The following is a 16892-nucleotide window of genomic DNA, read 5'->3' as shown; positions in this document are numbered from 1 at the left end:
TCCGTGTTTCCGCCACCCCCCTTGCAGGGGGCGAACCCAGTGGCCCGGCAAAGCCGGTTCCACGGGTTCCTAGTGTGGGAGGCGCTCTGGTTAGCGATGGGCCTTAAATAAAAAAACCTAGAGACATAAATTGACCTCCACCGCCTCGTCTTCTCCCCAGGATTTCGATGTCTTGATCGTGGGCAGCGGCCTGGCCGGCCTGAGCGCCGCGCTGCTGCTGGCCCCCACCCACCGCGTAGCGGTACTCACCAAGCGCGGGCTGAACGACGGCGCCAGCGCCTGGGCCCAGGGCGGTATTGCCGCAGTGCTGGGCCAGGGCGACAGCTTCGCCGCGCATGTGGACGACACCCTGGTGGCCGGCGGCGGCCTGTGCGATGTGGACGCCACCCGCTTTGTGGTCGAGCACGCGCCCGAATGCATCGCCTGGCTGCAGTCCATGGGCGTGCCGTTTTCCATGGAAGACGGCCAGCTGCACCTGACCCGCGAGGGCGGGCACAGCCACCGCCGCATCGTGCACGCCACCGATGCCACCGGCGCGGCCGTGCAGCAGACCATGATCGAGCAGGTGCTCCACCACCCGCACATCAGCCTGTTTGAAAACCATACCCTGGTGGACCTGATTGTGGGCAGCAAACTGGGCCTGGCCGAGCAGGGCTGCGTAGGCCTGTACGCGCTGGACGGCGATAGCGACACCGTGCGCACCTTCAGCGCGCCCAACACCATCTTGGCCACTGGCGGCGCGGGCAAGGTCTATCTGTACACCTCCAACCCCGATACCGCCACCGGCGACGGCATTGCCGCCGCCTGGCGCGCCGGCTGCACGGTGGCGAACATGGAATTCATCCAGTTTCACCCCACCTGCCTGTACCACCCGCAGGCCAAATCGTTTCTGATTACCGAGGCTGTGCGCGGCGAAGGCGGCCGCCTGCTGCGCCCCGACGGCAGCCGCTTCATGCCCGAGCACGACGAACGCGCCGAACTCGCCCCGCGCGACGTGGTGGCCCGCGCCATCGACTTCGAGATGAAAAAGGGCGGCTTCGACTGCGTCTACCTCGACATCTCGCACCAGCCCAAGGCATTCTTGCTGGAGCACTTTCCAAACATCTACGCCCGCTGCCTGGAGCTGGGCATCGACATGGCGCGCCAGCCCATCCCGGTGGTGCCCGCCGCCCACTACACCTGCGGTGGCGTGCTGACCGACCTGCAAGGCCGCACCGGCGTGCCCGGGCTGTACGCGCTGGGCGAAACCGCCTGCACCGGCCTGCACGGCGCGAATCGCCTGGCCAGCAACTCGCTGCTGGAATGCATGGTGTTTGCCCGCGCCGCCGCCCAAGCCCTGGAGCTGCTGGAGCGCAAACCCGCCCCTAAGCTGCCAGACTGGGACGACAGCCAGGTCACCGACAGCGATGAGCTGGTCGTGCTGTCGCACAACTGGGACGAGCTGCGCCGCTTCATGTGGGACTACGTCGGCATCGTGCGCACCACCAAACGCCTGGAGCGCGCCGCCCACCGCATCGCGCTGCTGCAAAGTGAAATCCACGAGTTCTATGCCCGCTTCCACGTCACCCGCGACCTGCTGGAGCTGCGCAATCTGCTGCAGGTGGCCGACCTGATCGTGCGCAGCGCCCGCTCCCGCCTGGAAAGCCGCGGCGGCCACTTCAGCCGCGACTACCCGGAGCTGGCGGCAGCCTCGGAGCCCACGGTGCTGGTGCCCGGGAATTTATAAGAAATAAGGCGCTGGCGCAGGTACTAGCTGCGCCAGTAGCTACAAAAACCGTAGCTAAACCAAATCCGCGTCTATCCAGCCGCGCAGGCTGTTCACAAACGCAAAGGCCTGCACGCGCGGCAGGTCGTCTACCCGCACCACGGCCTCAATCAGGCGGCCTTGTTGCAGGGCTGCGGCCCGGCCTATGCCGCCCAGTAGGCCGCTGGCCAGCGGCGGCGTGACCCAGCGGCCATCCAACAGCAGGGCGATATTGCCGCGCGTGCATTCCGTGATTTCGCCGGCCGGGTTCCACAGCAGGGTGTCGAACACGCCGGGCGGTGTGGTGAAGGCGTCGTAGTGGGCGCGGCGGGTGGTTTTGAAGCGCACGAATTCGCTGTGGGCCTCGGCCAGCGGGCGGTCGGCCAGCTGCAGGCGCACGCGCGGGGGCGAGGCTTCCAGGGCATAGGCCTCGGCGCTGGGCTGGCCTTGGCCGTCGAGCAGCAGGCGTACGCGCCAGGCGCCTGTGGGGTGCTGGGTGCTCAGGGCGTGCAATGCCTGGGTGAGTCGCTCGGCATGCCAGGGCGTGCCGAAGTGCTGCGCTGCGGCGGCCATGCGGGCCAGGTGCAGGTCGCGGTGGCGCAGCTGGCCGTCCACCAGGGCCAAGGTTTCCAGCAGCGAAAACGGTGCGCTGGCGCGTTGCACAAAAGCCTGCTTGTCGGCCCATTCCTGCCATTCGCCGGCGGGGCGGGCGTCGCTGGTGATACCGCTGCCGATGCCGCAGCGCGCCTGTGCACCGCGCAGGGTGACGGTGCGTATCGGCACGTTGAAAGTTGTGTGGCCGCCCGGCCGCACCACGCCGATGGCGCCGCAGTACACGCCGCGTGCCGTGGGCTCCAGCGCGGTCAGGGTGCGCATGGCCTGCACCTTGGGCGCGCCGGTGACGGAGCCGCAGGGGAACAGGGCGCCAAACACATCGGCCAGGCTGCAGCCGGGGCGGGTGCGGGCCGTCACGTCAGAGGTCATCTGCCACACGCTGGGCAGGGCCTGGGTCTGGAACAGCTGCGGCACCTGCACGCTGAAGGGCTGGGCGATGCGCGACAGGTCGTTGCGCAGCAGGTCCACGATCATCACGTTTTCGGCGCGCTCCTTGGGCGCTGTGCGCAGGTGTTCGGCCTGGGCCTGGTCGGCCTCGGGGCTGGCACCGCGCCTTGCCGTGCCCTTCATGGGGCGGGTCAGGATGTGCTCGCCGTGCCAGTCAAAAAACAGCTCGGGCGAGACGGACAGCAGCTGCTCTTCGCCGGTATCCAGGTAGGCCGCATAGCCGCCTGGCTGGGCGCGCTGCAGCGCGGCGAACAGGGCTTGCGGCTCTCCGCTGAAGCGGCCCCGCATCTGCGCGGTGAGGTTGGCCTGGTACAGCTCGCCATCGGCAATCGCCTGCAGCAGTGTCGCCATCGCGGCGTCGAAATCCGTGCGGTCTATGAAGCTCTGCCAATCGATCTGCGCGCCGCCAGCAGCAGCTTCCGGCCAGCGCAGGGCTTGGTCGAATACCGCGAACCAGGCCAGCGGCCCGTCGGCGGTGTGCACGGCCAGCGCGGTATCAAAGGCTGGTGAGGCCTCATAGCGCAGATAGCCCAGGCACCACTTGCCCTGGGCGCTGGCGGCCTGCACGGCATCCATTACCGGCCGCACCTGTTCCGGCGTATGCGCTACCAGGGTCTGCAGCGGCGTGCCAAAGGCGTGGCGCAGGCGCGGCGCGCCGGGGTCGGTCGCGTCGCTGAAGTCGATCAGCGCGGTGATGGGGTCCATCGTCTGCTCAATCAGGCTGCGCCGATATGGGGTACCAGGCCGGCCGTGGACTGGCCGCTCTTCAGCGCGGCGGTGAAAGCCAGCATGCGGTCAATCGGCACGCGGGCGCGCAGGCCCAGTGCGGGGTCGATATGGATTTCATTGGCGCCGGTTTCCAGCACATGGGCCAGGCCGGCCAGGCCGTTCATCGCCATCCAGGGGCAGTGCGCGCAGCTCTTGCAGGTGGCGCTGTTGCCGGCGGTGGGGGCTTCGATGAAGCGCTTGTGCGGGTTCTGCGTGCGCAGCTTGTGCAGCATGCCGTTGTCGGTAGCGACGATGAAGGTGGTCGCATCCATGGTTCGCGCGGCGTTCAGGATGGCCGAGGTGGAGCCCACGGCATCGGCCAGCGCCACCACGTCGGCGGGCGACTCGGGGTGCACCAGCACCTTGGCCTCGGGGTGTTCGGCTTTCAGCGCCTGCAGCTCGAAGGCCTTGAACTCGTCGTGCACGATGCAGGCACCGTTCCAGAACAGCATGTCGGCACCGGTTTCGCGCTGGATGTAGCTGCCCAGGTGCTTGTCGGGTGCCCACAGGATTTTGTGGCCCTGGTCCTTCAGTGCGCGCACCACGTCGAGCGCGCAGCCGGAGGTGACCAGCCAGTCGGCGCGGGCTTTGACCTCGGCGCTGGTGTTGGCGTAGACCACCACGGTGCGGTCCGGGTGGGCGTCGCAAAACGTGTTGAACTCGGCGGCGGGGCAACCCAGGTCCAGCGAGCAGGTGGCGTCCAGGTCGGGCATCAGGATGCGCTTTTCGGGCGACAAAATCTTCGCCGTTTCGCCCATGAAGCGCACGCCGGAGACCACCAGGGTCTGGGCCGCATGGTCGCGGCCGAAGCGGGCCATTTCTAGCGAGTCGCTGACCAGGCCGCCGGTTTCCTCGGCCAGGTCTTGCAGGTCGGGGTGCACGTAGTAGTGCGACACCAGCACGGCGTTGCGCTCTTTCAGCAGGCGGCGGATGCGGTCCTTCAGCGCCAGGCGTTCGCTGGGGCTGGGCTCTACCGGCACGCGGGCCCAGGCGTGGCGCGGGGTGCAGGCCGCGCCCTCTGCCGGTTGCTCGTATTCGACTTCCATCATCGTGTGCATGGCCGTCTCCTTACAGGTCCAGAAAGCGCATGGAATAGTCGGTGGCCTTGACGTCCTTGGTCAGGCCGCCGATGGAGATGCGGTCCACGCCGACCTCGGCCAGGCTGCGCAGGCTCTCCAGCGTGACGCCGCCAGAGATTTCCAGAACGGCTTTCTGCGCGCCGCGTGCAGCGTTGCGGCGCACTGCCTCATGCAGGGTGGCCAGGTCCATATTGTCCAGCAGCACCATGCGGGCGCCAGCGTTCAGCGCCTCGTCCAGCTGGGCCAGGGTTTCGACCTCGATCTCGATGAAGCTGGCCTGCTGGGCCAAGGCGGCAGCGCGCTGCAATACCTGGGTCACGCCGCCAGCGGCTGCGATGTGGTTCTCTTTGATCAGCACCGCGTCATACAGGCCAATACGGTGGTTGGTGCCGCCGCCGGTGCGCACCGCGTACTTTTGCGCCAGGCGCAGGCCGGGCAGGGTTTTGCGGGTGTCCACGATCTGCGTGCCGGTGCCGGCCACGGCCTGCACATGCAGGGCGGTGCGGCTGGCCACTGCGCTCAGCAGCTGCAGAAAGTTCAGGGCGGTGCGCTCGGCCGTGAGCAGGGCCTGGGCCGGGCCTTCCAGCTCCAGCACCACCTGGTCGGCGGCGCAGCGCTCGCCTTCATGGACCAGCCAGCGCCAGGTGGCGGTGGGGGCGATTTGGCGCAGCGTGGCCTCGACCCAGGGGGCGCCGCAGACGGTGGCGGCTTCGCGGGCCAGCACGCGGGCATGGACTTGCCGGGTGGGGTCTACCAGGGCGGCGGTCAGGTCGCCGGAGCCCACGTCTTCGGCCAGGGCGCGGGCCGCGTCGGCCTCGGCCAGGGCCTGGATCTGCGCGGGAGAAAAGTCAAAAACCGTTGTCTTCATTGTGGTGGAGCGAGGGTCGGGCAGCTAGGAAGGAACGGAAGTGTGTCACATCTGTGTCGCACTTTTCCCACCGTGGTTTCCCAGCACTGGCACTATGGGGGCTATGCATACCCCAGAAACTGAACTTCAGCGCCTGCTGACCTTGCAGCGCCAGGCCCATGCGGCCGACCCGGCACCCGCTTACGCCCTGCGCCTGGACCGCCTGCAGCGGCTGGACGCGCTGCTGGAGAAGCATGGCGAGCGCCTCGCAGCCCTGGTCAGCCAGGACTTTGGCAACCGCTCGGCGGTGGAGACCCGGCTGACTGAGTTGCTGCCGGTGCGTGGCGCCATACGCCATGCGCGGCGCCATCTGCGTGGCTGGATGCGGCCCCGGCGGGTGGCGACTGCGCTGGCCTTCTGGCCCGGGCGCAGCCGTTTGCTGGTCCAGCCGCTGGGCGTGGTGGGCATCGTCAGCCCCTGGAACTACCCGCTGCTGCTGGCCTTGTCGCCGCTGGTGGATGTGCTGGCGGCGGGTAACCGGGCGCTGCTCAAGCCGTCCGAGCTCACGCCCTTGTTTGCCGATGCGCTACAGGCGGCGGTGGCCGAATTCTTTGCGCCTGAAGAGGTGGCGGTGCTGACCGGCGATGCGGCCCTGGGCCAGGCCTTTTGCGCCACGCCGTTTGACCACCTGGTGTTCACCGGCTCCACCGCCGTGGGGCGGCTGGTGGCGCAGGCGGCAGCCAAGAACCTTACGCCGGTGACGCTGGAGCTGGGCGGCAAGTCGCCGGCCATCGTGGATGCGTCTTGCGATCTGGACCAGGTGGTGGACCGGCTGGCCTGGGGCAAGCTGATCAACGCCGGCCAGACCTGCATTGCGCCCGACTACGTGCTGGTGCCGCGCGGCCAGCAGACGGCTTTGGTGGATGCGCTGCGCGCCAGCATGCTGCGCCTGTACCCGCGCTTCCTGGGCAACCCCGACTACACCAGCATTGCCAGCGACCGGCATTTGCAGCGCCTGCACGCCTTGGTGGACGATGCGCGCCAGCAGGGCGCCCGGGTGGTGGAGCTGGAGCCGTCCGCCGTGCCTGGCGTGGGCCGCCAGCTGGCGCCGGTGCTGCTGCTGGATGTGCACGCCGGCATGCGCGCGCTGCAGGAGGAAATCTTCGGACCCATCCTGCCCATCGTGCCCTACGACACGCTGGACCAGGCGATTGCCTATGTGAACGCCCACGACAAACCGCTGGCCCTGTACTGGTTTGGCACGGACACGGCCCACCGCGACCAGGTGCTGGCGCAGACCCTGTCGGGCGGGGTGTGCATCAACGACACGCTGGTGCATCTGGCGCAGGATGGCATGCCGTTTGGCGGCGTGGGCCCGTCGGGCATGGGGCACTACCACGGGGAATATGGCTTTCGCCAGTTCAGCAAGGAAAAGCCGGTGTTCCTGCAGTCGCGCTGGTCGGGTGGCAGCCTGGTGTACCCGCCGTACCGGCCGCGCATCCAGAAGCTGCTGAAGTGGATGGGCCGGTTGAACTAAGCCTTGCTATTTTTTAGATAGCTGCTTGCGCAGGTGCTACCTGCGCTGGAGCCTGTTTTCCTTTAAATGCTTCAGGACGCGTCATTCGGCTCCCAGCCGCCGCCCAGGGCCAGGAACAGCTGCACCTGGTCGTCGGCCAGCTGGGCCTGGGACGCGGCCAGGGCGGCCTCGCTGCTGGCCAGGGCGCGCTCGGCGTCCAGAGCTTCCAGGTAGCCGGTCTTGCCGTTGCGGTAGAGCTGGCGCGCTTGCTGGGCCACGGCGGCGTTTTCTCGGGCGGCTGCTTGCAGTGCGGCGTGGCGGTCCAGCTCGCGGGCATAGGTGTTCAGGGCGGTCTCGGTCTCGCGCAGGGCGGTCAGCACCGTGCCGTCGAACTTGGCCAGCGCGCCACGGGTGGTCGCCTCGGCCTGGGCGATGCGGGCCTGCACCACGCCGTTGATGGGAATGCTCCAGCTGATCAGCGGGCCTATGCCCCAGCTCAGCGTGTCTTTGCGGCCAAAGCCCACGGCCTCGCCCTCGGACGCGCCCTGCAGGCCAAAGCTGATCTTGGGGTACAGGTCGGCTGTGACCACACCGATGCGGGCCGTGGCTTCGGCCAGGTTGCGTTCGGCCTGGCGGATGTCGGGCCGGCGGCGCAGCAGAGCTGCACCGTCGCCCACCGGCAGCGTGCCGGCGACCTGCGGCGGCGTGCTGCAGCCGGCCACGTCGCGCGGGAAGTCCTGCGGCAGCGCACCGGTGAGCGTGGCCAGCCGGTACAGCGCGCTTTGGCGCTCGGCCTGCAGCGGTGGCAGGCTGGCGTTCAGCTGCTGCAGCTGGCCCCGGGCGCGGCCGGCGTCCAGGCTGCCAGCGCGGCCGGCGTGCTGCAGCTTCTCGGAGATGTCCACCGCTTCTTTTTGCAGGGTGATGGATTTCTCGGTGGCGGCGATGCGCAGCCCGCTGGAGCAGACCTCGGCATAGGCGCGGGTGGTGCCTGCGGCCACGTTGACGCGGGCCAGGTCCAGCGCGGCCTGGGCGCTGTCGCCGGCGGCGTTGGCGGCCTCGATGCCGCGGCGGATCTGGCCGAACAGATCGATCTGGTAGGACAGGCCGGCGCTGGCGCTGTACAGATAGCTATTCGGCGGCTCGTAGTCCTTTTGCAGCAGCGACAGGCCGGACACATGGCCGAACTCGGGGCCGGCCTTGGCGTTCAAGCTGGGCTTTTGGGCGCCGGCGGCTTCGCTTTCCAGCGAGCGCACACGCTCCAGATTGGCTACGGCCTGGCGCAGGTCGGTGTTGTGCTCCAGGGCCTGCTGCACCAGCCGGTCCAGCAGCGGGTCCTGGTACAGCCGCCACCAGTGGGCTGGTAGGGGCTGGGCGGAGAACGGGGCCTGGCCGTCCACGCCAGCAAACGGCTTGGCGGCGGCAGGCTGGCTGGCAAGTGCCTGGGGCGGCAGCTGGTAATCGGGGCCTACGGGTGCAGTGCTGCAGGCCGTCAGGGTGGCCAGTGCGGTTGCAGCTAGCAAGGCCAGCAGCGGCCGCATGGGTGTAGGGCGGAATGTCGCTTGCATGGCTTCAACCTTTGGGGGCGGCTGGCGCGGCATTGCTGGCCAGGGGCTTGGCTTTTTCGGGCGCGGCCTCTTCCTGTTTTTCCTGCACCTGCACGGTGACGGTTTCGCCGGCCACCAGGCGCACGCCGGCGGGCAGTGGGTCGAGCTGGATGCGTACCGGTATGCGCTGCGGCAGGCGTACCCAGTTGAAGGTGGGGTTCACATTGGGTAGCAGGTTGCTGCTGGGGCTGCGGTCGTGGTCGGCAATGCCGGCGGCCACGCTTTCCACCACACCGGGCAGTGCCGCGCCGCCGCCCATGGGGGTCACGCCCACGCGGTCGCCGACGTGGATGCGGGCCAGCTTGGTTTCTTCAAAGTAGCCCTCGACGTAGAAAGAGCGTTCGTCCACCAGGGCCAGTACCGGGTGGCCGGCGCTGGCGTAGCTGCCGGTGTGCAGGTCCAGGTTGGTGATCCAGCCGTCGCTGGGCGCGCGCACCAGGGCGCGTTCCAGGTTCAGCCGGGCAGCGTCTACCGCCAGTTCACCCTGGGCCACGGTGGCCTGGGCCTGTTCAGCGCGGGTGCGGGCCTGCTCGCGCAGCTCTTGGGACACCAGCGTGCCCAGGCCGGCATCGCGCTCGCTTTCGCGTTGCGCCTGGGCCAGGGCAATGCGCTGGGCACCCAGCACGGCCTGGGCTTGGCGCAGGGCTAGCGCGTAGCGGGCGCGGTCCACCTCAAACAGCAGCTCGCCGGCATGCACCTGCTGGTTGTCGCGCACGGCGACGGTGGTGACCAGGCCGGACACATCGGCCGCCAACTGGACCACGTTGGCGCGCACCCGGCCGTCGCGCGTCCAGGGCTCCAGTTCATAGTGGTCCCATAGGCGCAGCGCGGCCCAGATGGCGGCGGCCACCATCAGCAGGGTGACGAGGATGCGGGCGCCGCGCAGGGCCCAGGCGTTGGGGGTGGTGAAGCTAGTCATGGTGGTTTCAATGCAAAAAAGTGGAGACGCGGCTGATCGCATACAGCAGCAGCACATACAGGGCGAGGTCGAACAGCGCCGGGTGCCAGACCCAGCGGTACAGGCCGGCGCTGGCCAGCAGCCGGCGCACGCCCCATAGCGCGAACAGGGCGCCCAGGGCCAGCAGCATCAGCCAGGGCAGGTACAGGCCGTAAACACTGGTTTGGCCGATCATGGGGTGGCTCCTTCGGGGCTGAGTGCCGCTGGGGCATGGGGAAACAGGTTGCGGCGCAGGCCGACCAGCGCGGTTACGGCGCTGCGGCCATCTGCATGCGGACTGGCCAGGGCTGCGGCCAGGCTGTGGTCTATATGCGCCAGCAGGCTTGACGGCCAGGGGCTGCTGCGGCCGGCGCTGCGCTGGCGGAAGAAGCCGGCAATGCTCGCCAGTACAGTGCCGACCGACTGCGCTGGGAACTGGGCGCGGCTGCCTTGCAGGCCGGCAATGTCTATGCCCACACGCAAATCGCGCAGGGCGTCATTCGTCACCAGGTTCGGGTCGTCCGGGCTGGCCAGGGCCACGCGCGGCGCCAGCAGGCCGATGCGGTCCAGCATGCGCACGGTGTAGTCGGTATTGCCAGGCGCGCCACGTGCAGCGGCCATATCACCCAGTTCTCGCCATATGGCCCGCTGGATGCGCCGGGCGCTCCATTCAGCGCCAACGGATCGCACCAGCCGGGTCACCCGGGCGGCGACCACAATGCCGACGATCTGCCCCACCATGGCGTTGAAGAACACCGCCAGGTCCACATTCGAGGTGTCGTGCAGCGCCAGGGTGCCGGCTACGCCGAACAGCAAAGCGAGTGCGCTGCCCATGGTGGCGGGGCGGGCCATGTAGCAGCCGGCCAGCAGAAACAAAGGTGAGCAAACCAGCACCAGCATGCCGAAGTCGTGCACCAGCGGCAGCAGCACCAGCACGTAGACGACGGAGATGGGCATGGACCACAGCGTGAACTTCAGGAAGCCGTGGATGGCCGGCACCGGGTCGTCCATGCTGGCGAAGAAGCTGCAAAACACCGCCGCCATCATCGCGGCGGCCGAGCCGGAGGACCAGCCGGTGGCGATCCAGAAGGCGCTGCACAGGCAGATCGCCAGCACGGCTGCCAATGCCGACAACAGGGCCATGCCGTAGTCGCGGTGCAGCACGCGGTTGCTGCTGGCCTGGTGGCGTGGCATGGCTGTACCCGACAGACCGGCGTCAATGTCGCGGCGCAGCTGGGCGCAGGCGCGCCAGCCCTGCACCAGATCTTCCAGCCCGGTGGCCAGCCCCATGCGCAACGCGCGTTCCCAGGCGGGTAGTGCGGTTTGCCCGGCGATGGCATGGATGGCGGCTTGCAGCGCGGGCAGTTCCGCCGACTGGTCCGGCGTGGCTGCTTCCAGCCACCGGCCTATCTGTGCCAGCAGCGCGGAGACATCGGCGCTTAGCGTGCCGCCTTGGGCTTGTTCCAGCGCGGCCAGCCGGTCTTCGACGGAGGACAGGGCGGGGGTCAGCGCGGCGACGCGGTCCTGCATGGCGCGGATGGCGTCGGCGGTCCAGCGCAAATGGGTGGTGTCAAACGGTACGTGGGTAGACAGCAGGCGCAGCTGGGTGATGTCCATCGCCAGCCGGCGCCGGTCGGTACCCAGTGCATGCGGGTCCTGGGTGCCTTGGCGCGGGCCGGGGCGCAGCAGGTCGCGCAGCCAGCGTTGGGCGTCGCCCAGCGTGCGGTCCATCAGCCCCAGCAGCGTGGGTGCCAGGCTGGTAGGCAGGATGATGCTATGTACCAGGCTGGCGCAGAGGATGGCCAGGCCGATTTCTTCCACCCGCGCCACGGCGGTGTCGAATATCTGCAGCGGTGCCTGCACCGAGGGGAAGCCGATCAGCGCAGCGGTGTAGCCCGCCAGCAGAAAGATGTAGGCGCGCGGTGTGCGGTCCAGCAGCGAGATGAACAGGCACAGGCCGGTCCACAGTGCCAGCGCCAGGGTCAGCAGCTCGGGCGCGTTGGACAGTGTGGGCACCAGCAACACGGCGGCGCTGCTGCCCAGCAAGGTGCCCAGGAAGCGGAACAGCGCCTTGGAGCGCACCGCGCCGGCCAGCGGGTTGGCCACCACGTAGGCCGTCAGCAGGGACCAGAACGGGCGCGGCAGGCCGGCGCGGTTGGCGATGTACATGGCCAGCATGCCGGAGCCGAAAGTCTTCAGGGAAAACAGGACTTCGGCCTGGCTGAAGCGCGGCAGCTTCATGGCGCTTCGGCTTTGGCGGGGGCTGCTACGCCGAGCTCGGCCGTGTTGCGCCGGCCCAGGCGCTGCTCCAGCGTGGCGAAGACGCGCAGGCAGGCGGCCACGTCGTCGTCGCTGACACCTTCGTACAGCACGGCGCGCATGTCTTCCAGGGCCGCTTCGATGTGGGCGCGGGAGATGGCGCCGGCTGCTGTCATGTGCAGCGTCTTGGCGCGGCGGTCGGCCGGGTCTTCATGGCAGCTGATGAGCCCGGCCTTTTCCAGCTGGGCGATGGACCGCACCAGGGACGGGCCTTCGATGTTCAGCAGGTTGGCCAGCACCCCCTGGCGCAGGCCGTCGCCATGGCGGCCGATCATCACCAGCGGCAGGGCCAGCGCCTGGGACAGGCCGGCGTGCGCCACGGTCTTGTCCACCGCCGCCCGGTAGCCGCGCTGCAGGCCGGCCAGGGACACCGACAAAGCCATCAGGGATGCCGTGCGCTGGGCACTGTCTGCGGGGGACGGGGAGGCCATGGCAGGTATTAAATTAGTTAGCTTGCTATCTAGTTTAGCGGATTTTGCGAAACTGTGCGTCGGAGACAATGCCGCATGCGATTTTTCAGAGACATCAATCTTTCGGCCGCCACCGCCGGCTTTGTGGCCGTGCTGGTGGGTTTCACCAGTTCCGTGGCCATCGTTTTCCAGGCCACACAGGCCTTGCATGCCACGCCCGAGCAAACCACTTCCTGGATGTGGGCGCTGGGTTTGGGCATGGGCCTGTGCACGCTGCTGCCCTCGTTGTGGCTGCGCATGCCGGTGATGGTGGCTTGGTCCACCCCCGGTGCGGCGGTGGTGGCCACGGCGGCAGTGGCGGGGGGCTTCAGCATGGCCGAGGCGGTGGGGGCTTTCATGGTCAGCGCGGCGCTGATCGCGCTGTGTGGCGTGACCGGCTGGTTCGAGAAGGTGATGGACCGCATCCCCATGGCGATTGCTGCCGCGCTGCTGGCCGGCGTGCTGGCGCGCTTCGGGCTCAATGGTTTTGCCGCCGCCCATAGCGCCCTGCCGCTGGTGTTGCTGATGCTGGCGGTGTACCTGCTGGCGCGGCGCTGGCTGCCGCGCTACGCAGTGGTGCTGACGCTGCTGGTTGCTATTGCTTTTGTAGCTGCTCGCGGAGAAGTGGCCAGCGCCAGCATCGTATTTTCTGTGGCGACTCCAGTGTGGGTAACGCCGCAGTTCAGCTGGGCCGCCACCATCGGCATGGCCTTGCCGCTGTTTGTGGTGACCATGGCCTCACAGAACCTGCCCGGCGTGGCGGCGATCCGCGCGGCCGGCTACCCCATGCCGATCTCCAAGCTGATCAGCATCACCGGCCTGGCGACCCTGGTGCTGGCGCCGTTTGGCGGCTACGCGCTGTGCCTGAGCTCCATCACCGCCGCCATGTGCATGGGCCCCGAGGCGCATGCCGACAAGGCCAAGCGCTATACCGCCGCCGTGTCCTGCGGCCTGATCTATGTGCTGATCGGCATCTTTGGCGCGGCCATCACCGGCCTGTTGACGGCCTTCCCGCGTGAGCTGATCGCTGCGATTGCCGGGCTGGCGCTGCTGGGCACCATCGGCAATGCCTTGACGGCCGCGCTGCAGGACGTGCAGCACCGCGAGGCCGCTACCATCACTTTCCTGGTTACGCTCAGCGGTGTGGTGATAGCCGGCATCGGCTCGGCGTTTTGGGGTGTGGTGGCGGGCACGCTGGCCCTGCTTGTGCAACAGTACCGCCGTCCCGCAGTTTGAAGTCTTGTTTGAAAGCTCCCATGAATATCCTCTTCGTCGCCGACCCGCTTGAGTCTTTCAAGATCTACAAAGACAGCACCTTTGTGATGATGCGCGAGGCCCAGCGCCGGGGCCACACCATCTCGGCCTGCGAGCCGCAAGACTTGCAGTGGCAGACCGGCGGCGTGGTGACGGCCCAGGTGCGGGATATCCATCTCACGGGTGACAAGACCGACTGGTTTAGCGTCAGCCAGCCGCTGTTTGCCGGCAGCCCGCGTGCGCTGAAGGACTTTGGCGCCATCATCATGCGCAAGGACCCGCCGTTCGACTCTGAATTCTTCTACGCCACCCACCTGCTGGAGCAGGCCGAGCGTGAAGGCGCCAAGGTCTTCAACAAGCCGCGTGCGCTGCGCGACCACCCGGAAAAGCTGGCCATCATGGAGTTCCCGCAGTTCAGCGGCCCCACGCTGGTGACGCGCAGTGCCGAGGCCATCCGCCGCTTTCACGCCGAGCACAAGGACGTGATCCTGAAGCCGCTGGACGGCATGGGCGGCATGGGCATCTTCCGCGTCAAGGAAGATGGCCTGAACCTGGGCAGCATCATCGAGACCCTGAACAAAAACGGCGCCGAGAGTGTGATGGTGCAGAAGTTTCTGCCCGCCATCGCCCAGGGCGACAAGCGCGTGCTGGTGATCGGCGGCAAGCCCGTGCCGTTTTGTTTGGCACGCATTCCGCAGGGCGGCGAGGTGCGCGGCAACCTGGCCGCCGGCGGCAAGGGCGTGGCCCAGCCGCTGTCGGCGCGTGACCGCGAAATCGGCGAAGCCCTGGGCCCTATCCTGGCCGCGCGCGGCCTGTTGCTGGTGGGTGTGGACGTGATCGGCGACAGCGTGACCGAGATCAACGTCACCAGCCCCACCTGCTTCCAGGAAATCTTCGACCAGACGGGTTGCGATGTAGCGGCGCTGTTTGTTGATGCGCTGGAAGCGGCGCTGGGCTTGGGTCCCGCCGCCTAGGCCCGCAGCGGTCAGGGCAGGTTGTAAGGCGTCACCACCTGCACTGCGGACGGGGTGGCCGAGATGCCCGCAGGCGCCGCGCCGTGTGCCGCCATGATGTGTAGGCAGGCCTGGCGCATGTCTTGTTGCAGGTCGTGGTGCAGCACCGCTTGCAGCGTGCCGTCGCGCAGCAGCGCCAGGTTGTCGGCATCCAGGTCGTGGGCGATGAACACCCGGCATGGGCGCTGCAGCTGCGCAAAGGCTTGCTGTATCGCCGCGTTGGCGCCGCCAATCGAATACACCGCCTCTACATCCGGCAGCTGCTTGAGCCGCTTGCGCACCAGGGCTACCGTAGCATCGTGCAAGCCGAGGCCCTCGCTGACCTCGTGCAGCACCAGGTTTTTGAATTGGGAGCGCACAGCCTGGCGAAAGCCGATTTCCCGCTCCTCCTCGCCCCGGAAGCGGTTGCTGCTGATGGACACCAGCACACCGGTTTTGCGCTTGCCCAGCCATTGCGATACCAGGTAAGCGGCGGTGTGGCCGGCGGCCCGGTTGTCCATGCCTACATAGGCCAGTCGTGCCGAACCCGGCAGGTCGGTCACCAGCGTCACCACGGGGATGCCCTTGGCCTGCAGGCGGGCAACAGCTTGGGACACCTCGGGCACATCGGGCGCTTTCAGCAGCACGCCGTGGCTGCCTTGCTGCAGGATCTTGTCCAGCGTGGCCACCAGCTGCGTGGTGGTCTGGTCTTCGCCCAGGTGGTAGCGGGCGCGGAAGATGGCCGGGTGCAGGCCCGGCAGCACCTGCTCCAGCGCCGTGCGTACCAGCAGGCTGAAGCGCTGCGGCGCCTGCATCACCACATCCACCAGGAACTTGCGCCCCACCAGCCCTACCTGGTTTTTCTGCCGGTCTAGTTCCTGCAGTGCCTGCTCAACCCGCCGCACCGTGTGCTGGCGCACGCCGCCGCGCTGGTTCAGCACCCGGTCTACCGTGGCCAGGCTGGTGCCAGCCTGCGAGGCGATGTCTTTCAGAAGGTGCATATGGGCCATTTTTTGATGTATTTCTGAGGTGTTTTTGAAGGCTTTTGAGCCCCAATTATTCCTCTGAAATACCTACACTGGCGCATCTTTCACCGATGGACTCCCGCCATGCCTTCCCTGCCAAACGACACAGCCGCATCCCGCTCGCACCACTGGCTCAGACCCGAAGACTGCAAGGTGGCTGAGCTGGATGCGGTGCTTCGCAGCCCCGCCGATCCCGCCGAATACCCGCTGGCCAGCGGCATGGATAAAGGCGTGCCGCAGTACGACTGCGCCCGGTTGCGGCAGCAAATGGCGGCGACGTCCCAGCCGGCGCTCTTGCAGCAGCAGTTGATGGCCGAATGGAGCCGCGTGTGGAGTGACGGCCCGGGCGTGCTGGCCTTGCAAGGCCTGTTTGCCGACCTGGCCGTGGTGGACGCCGCCACTGCCGTGTTCCAGCGCATGATTGCCGCCGAGCGGCTGCAGGGCGCCAAGGCCGACCATTTCGCCAAGCCCGGTGCCAACGACCGGGTGTGGAACGCGCTGGAGAAGTTTTGCGTGGAAGCGCCCGAGGTTTTTGCCGCCTACTACGGTAACGAGCTGCTGGCGCTGGTCTGCGAGGCCTGGTTGGGCCCGGCTTACCAGATGACCTCGCAGATCAACAGCGTGAACCCTGGCGGCGCAGCGCAAATGGCGCACCGCGACTACCACCTGGGCTTTTTGACCGCAGCGCAGGCGGCGCGCTACCCGGCGCCGGTGCACCGCTTGTCGCCCTATCTGACGTTGCAGGGCGCGGTGGCGCATGTGGACATGCCTCTACACAGCGGGCCCACGCTGTACCTGCCGCACTCGCACAAATACCTGCCGGGCTACCTGGTGGCCGGCCAGCCGGAGTTCCAGTCCTACTTTGATGCCCACCATGTGCAGCTGCCGCTGCGCAAGGGCGATGCGGTGTTTTTCAACCCTGCATTGATGCACGCTGCGGGCCATAACCGATCTACCGATATCTGCCGTATGGCGAACCTGCTGCAGGTGTCGTCCGCCTTTGGCCGCACCATGGAGTCGGTGGACCGGCAGCGTATGGCGCAGGCGCTGTACCCGGCGCTGCGCGCACTGCAACAGGCGGGGACCGCAACAGACGCAGCTTTGGCCAGTGCCGTCGCCGCCTGTGCCGAGGGCTATGCCTTCCCGACCAATCTGGACCGCGATCCGCCCGTGGGCGGCCTGGCGCCGGAAAGCCAGCAAGGCCTGGTGCTGCGTGCCCTGGCGGAGTGTTGGCCGGCGCAGCAACTGAACCAGGCCCTGCAGCAGCAGGCTGACAAAAAACGAACTACCCACTAG

Annotated in this window: 14 protein-coding genes; 5 read left to right on the top strand and 9 right to left on the bottom strand. The window is 67.8% G+C overall.

What is annotated here, in order from left to right:
• Positions 1–130: 130 nt before the first annotated feature.
• Complete coding sequence (gene nadB / locus AC4BBN_RS07930) at positions 131–1726, top strand: L-aspartate oxidase (RefSeq protein ID WP_490591446.1); 1596 nt, start codon at positions 131–133, stop codon at positions 1724–1726.
• A gap of 54 nt (positions 1727–1780) precedes the next feature.
• Here nadB and pabB read toward each other — a convergent pair whose 3' ends face one another.
• From pabB to nadC, 3 genes are read right to left on the bottom strand one after another with little or no spacing between them, the layout of a single operon-like run.
• On the bottom strand, positions 1781–3511 hold the full coding sequence (gene pabB, locus AC4BBN_RS07925) for an aminodeoxychorismate synthase component I (RefSeq protein ID WP_490591445.1): 1731 nt from the start codon (positions 3509–3511) through the stop codon (positions 1781–1783).
• Positions 3512–3522: 11 nt separating this feature from the next.
• Complete coding sequence (gene nadA, locus AC4BBN_RS07920; RefSeq protein WP_490591444.1) at positions 3523–4632, bottom strand: quinolinate synthase NadA; 1110 nt, start codon at positions 4630–4632, stop codon at positions 3523–3525.
• A 10-nt stretch (positions 4633–4642) separates the two neighbouring features.
• Positions 4643–5521 (bottom strand): carboxylating nicotinate-nucleotide diphosphorylase, encoded by an 879-nt coding sequence (gene nadC / locus AC4BBN_RS07915; RefSeq protein WP_490591443.1) that lies wholly within the window; start codon positions 5519–5521, stop codon positions 4643–4645.
• A 103-nt stretch (positions 5522–5624) separates the two neighbouring features.
• Between nadC and AC4BBN_RS07910 the strand changes: the two genes are divergently transcribed.
• Complete coding sequence (locus AC4BBN_RS07910) at positions 5625–7037, top strand: coniferyl aldehyde dehydrogenase (protein WP_490591442.1); 1413 nt, start codon at positions 5625–5627, stop codon at positions 7035–7037.
• A gap of 71 nt (positions 7038–7108) precedes the next feature.
• Here the strand turns inward: AC4BBN_RS07910 and AC4BBN_RS07905 are convergent, their stop codons facing one another.
• The 5 genes from AC4BBN_RS07905 to AC4BBN_RS07885 are packed head-to-tail and all read right to left on the bottom strand — an operon-like array spanning position 7109 to position 12307.
• Positions 7109–8581: an efflux transporter outer membrane subunit gene (locus tag AC4BBN_RS07905; RefSeq protein ID WP_490591441.1), complete on the bottom strand. Its 1473-nt coding sequence runs from the start codon at positions 8579–8581 to the stop codon at positions 7109–7111.
• A 4-nt stretch (positions 8582–8585) separates the two neighbouring features.
• The gene (locus tag AC4BBN_RS07900; protein ID WP_490591440.1) at positions 8586–9539 is read right to left on the bottom strand and encodes an efflux RND transporter periplasmic adaptor subunit; all 954 of its coding nucleotides are present in this window, start codon (positions 9537–9539) and stop codon (positions 8586–8588) included.
• 7 nt (positions 9540–9546) lie between these two features.
• Entirely contained in the window at positions 9547–9753 is a 207-nt protein-coding gene (locus tag AC4BBN_RS07895; RefSeq protein ID WP_490591439.1) for a DUF1656 domain-containing protein, read from the bottom strand.
• The gene (locus AC4BBN_RS07890) at positions 9750–11798 is read right to left on the bottom strand and encodes an FUSC family protein (protein WP_490591438.1); all 2049 of its coding nucleotides are present in this window, start codon (positions 11796–11798) and stop codon (positions 9750–9752) included. Before AC4BBN_RS07890 ends, AC4BBN_RS07895 begins: the two co-directional genes overlap by 4 nt.
• The gene (locus AC4BBN_RS07885) at positions 11795–12307 is read right to left on the bottom strand and encodes a MarR family winged helix-turn-helix transcriptional regulator (protein ID WP_490591437.1); all 513 of its coding nucleotides are present in this window, start codon (positions 12305–12307) and stop codon (positions 11795–11797) included. Before AC4BBN_RS07885 ends, AC4BBN_RS07890 begins: the two co-directional genes overlap by 4 nt.
• Positions 12308–12382: 75 nt before the next feature.
• On the opposite strand from AC4BBN_RS07885, the gene AC4BBN_RS07880 reads away from it, so the two are divergent.
• A complete protein-coding gene (locus AC4BBN_RS07880) occupies positions 12383–13561 on the top strand; it encodes a benzoate/H(+) symporter BenE family transporter (RefSeq protein ID WP_490591436.1) in 1179 nt (392 codons plus the stop codon).
• A gap of 20 nt (positions 13562–13581) precedes the next feature.
• A complete protein-coding gene (gene gshB / locus AC4BBN_RS07875) occupies positions 13582–14553 on the top strand; it encodes a glutathione synthase (RefSeq protein ID WP_490591435.1) in 972 nt (323 codons plus the stop codon).
• A gap of 11 nt (positions 14554–14564) precedes the next feature.
• Here gshB and AC4BBN_RS07870 read toward each other — a convergent pair whose 3' ends face one another.
• Positions 14565–15572, bottom strand: a complete 1008-nt coding sequence (locus AC4BBN_RS07870) for a LacI family DNA-binding transcriptional regulator (RefSeq protein ID WP_490591434.1) — start codon at positions 15570–15572, stop codon at positions 14565–14567.
• 108 nt (positions 15573–15680) lie between these two features.
• Here AC4BBN_RS07870 and AC4BBN_RS07865 point away from each other — a divergent pair, with 108 nt between their 5' ends.
• Entirely contained in the window at positions 15681–16892 is a 1212-nt protein-coding gene (locus tag AC4BBN_RS07865) for a phytanoyl-CoA dioxygenase family protein (RefSeq protein ID WP_490591433.1), read from the top strand.

Source organism: Rhodoferax sp. SPJ21, assembly GCF_058216335.1.
The sequence above is the reverse complement of the archived record's forward strand: the minus strand, read 5'-3'. Positions and strand labels throughout refer to the sequence as shown.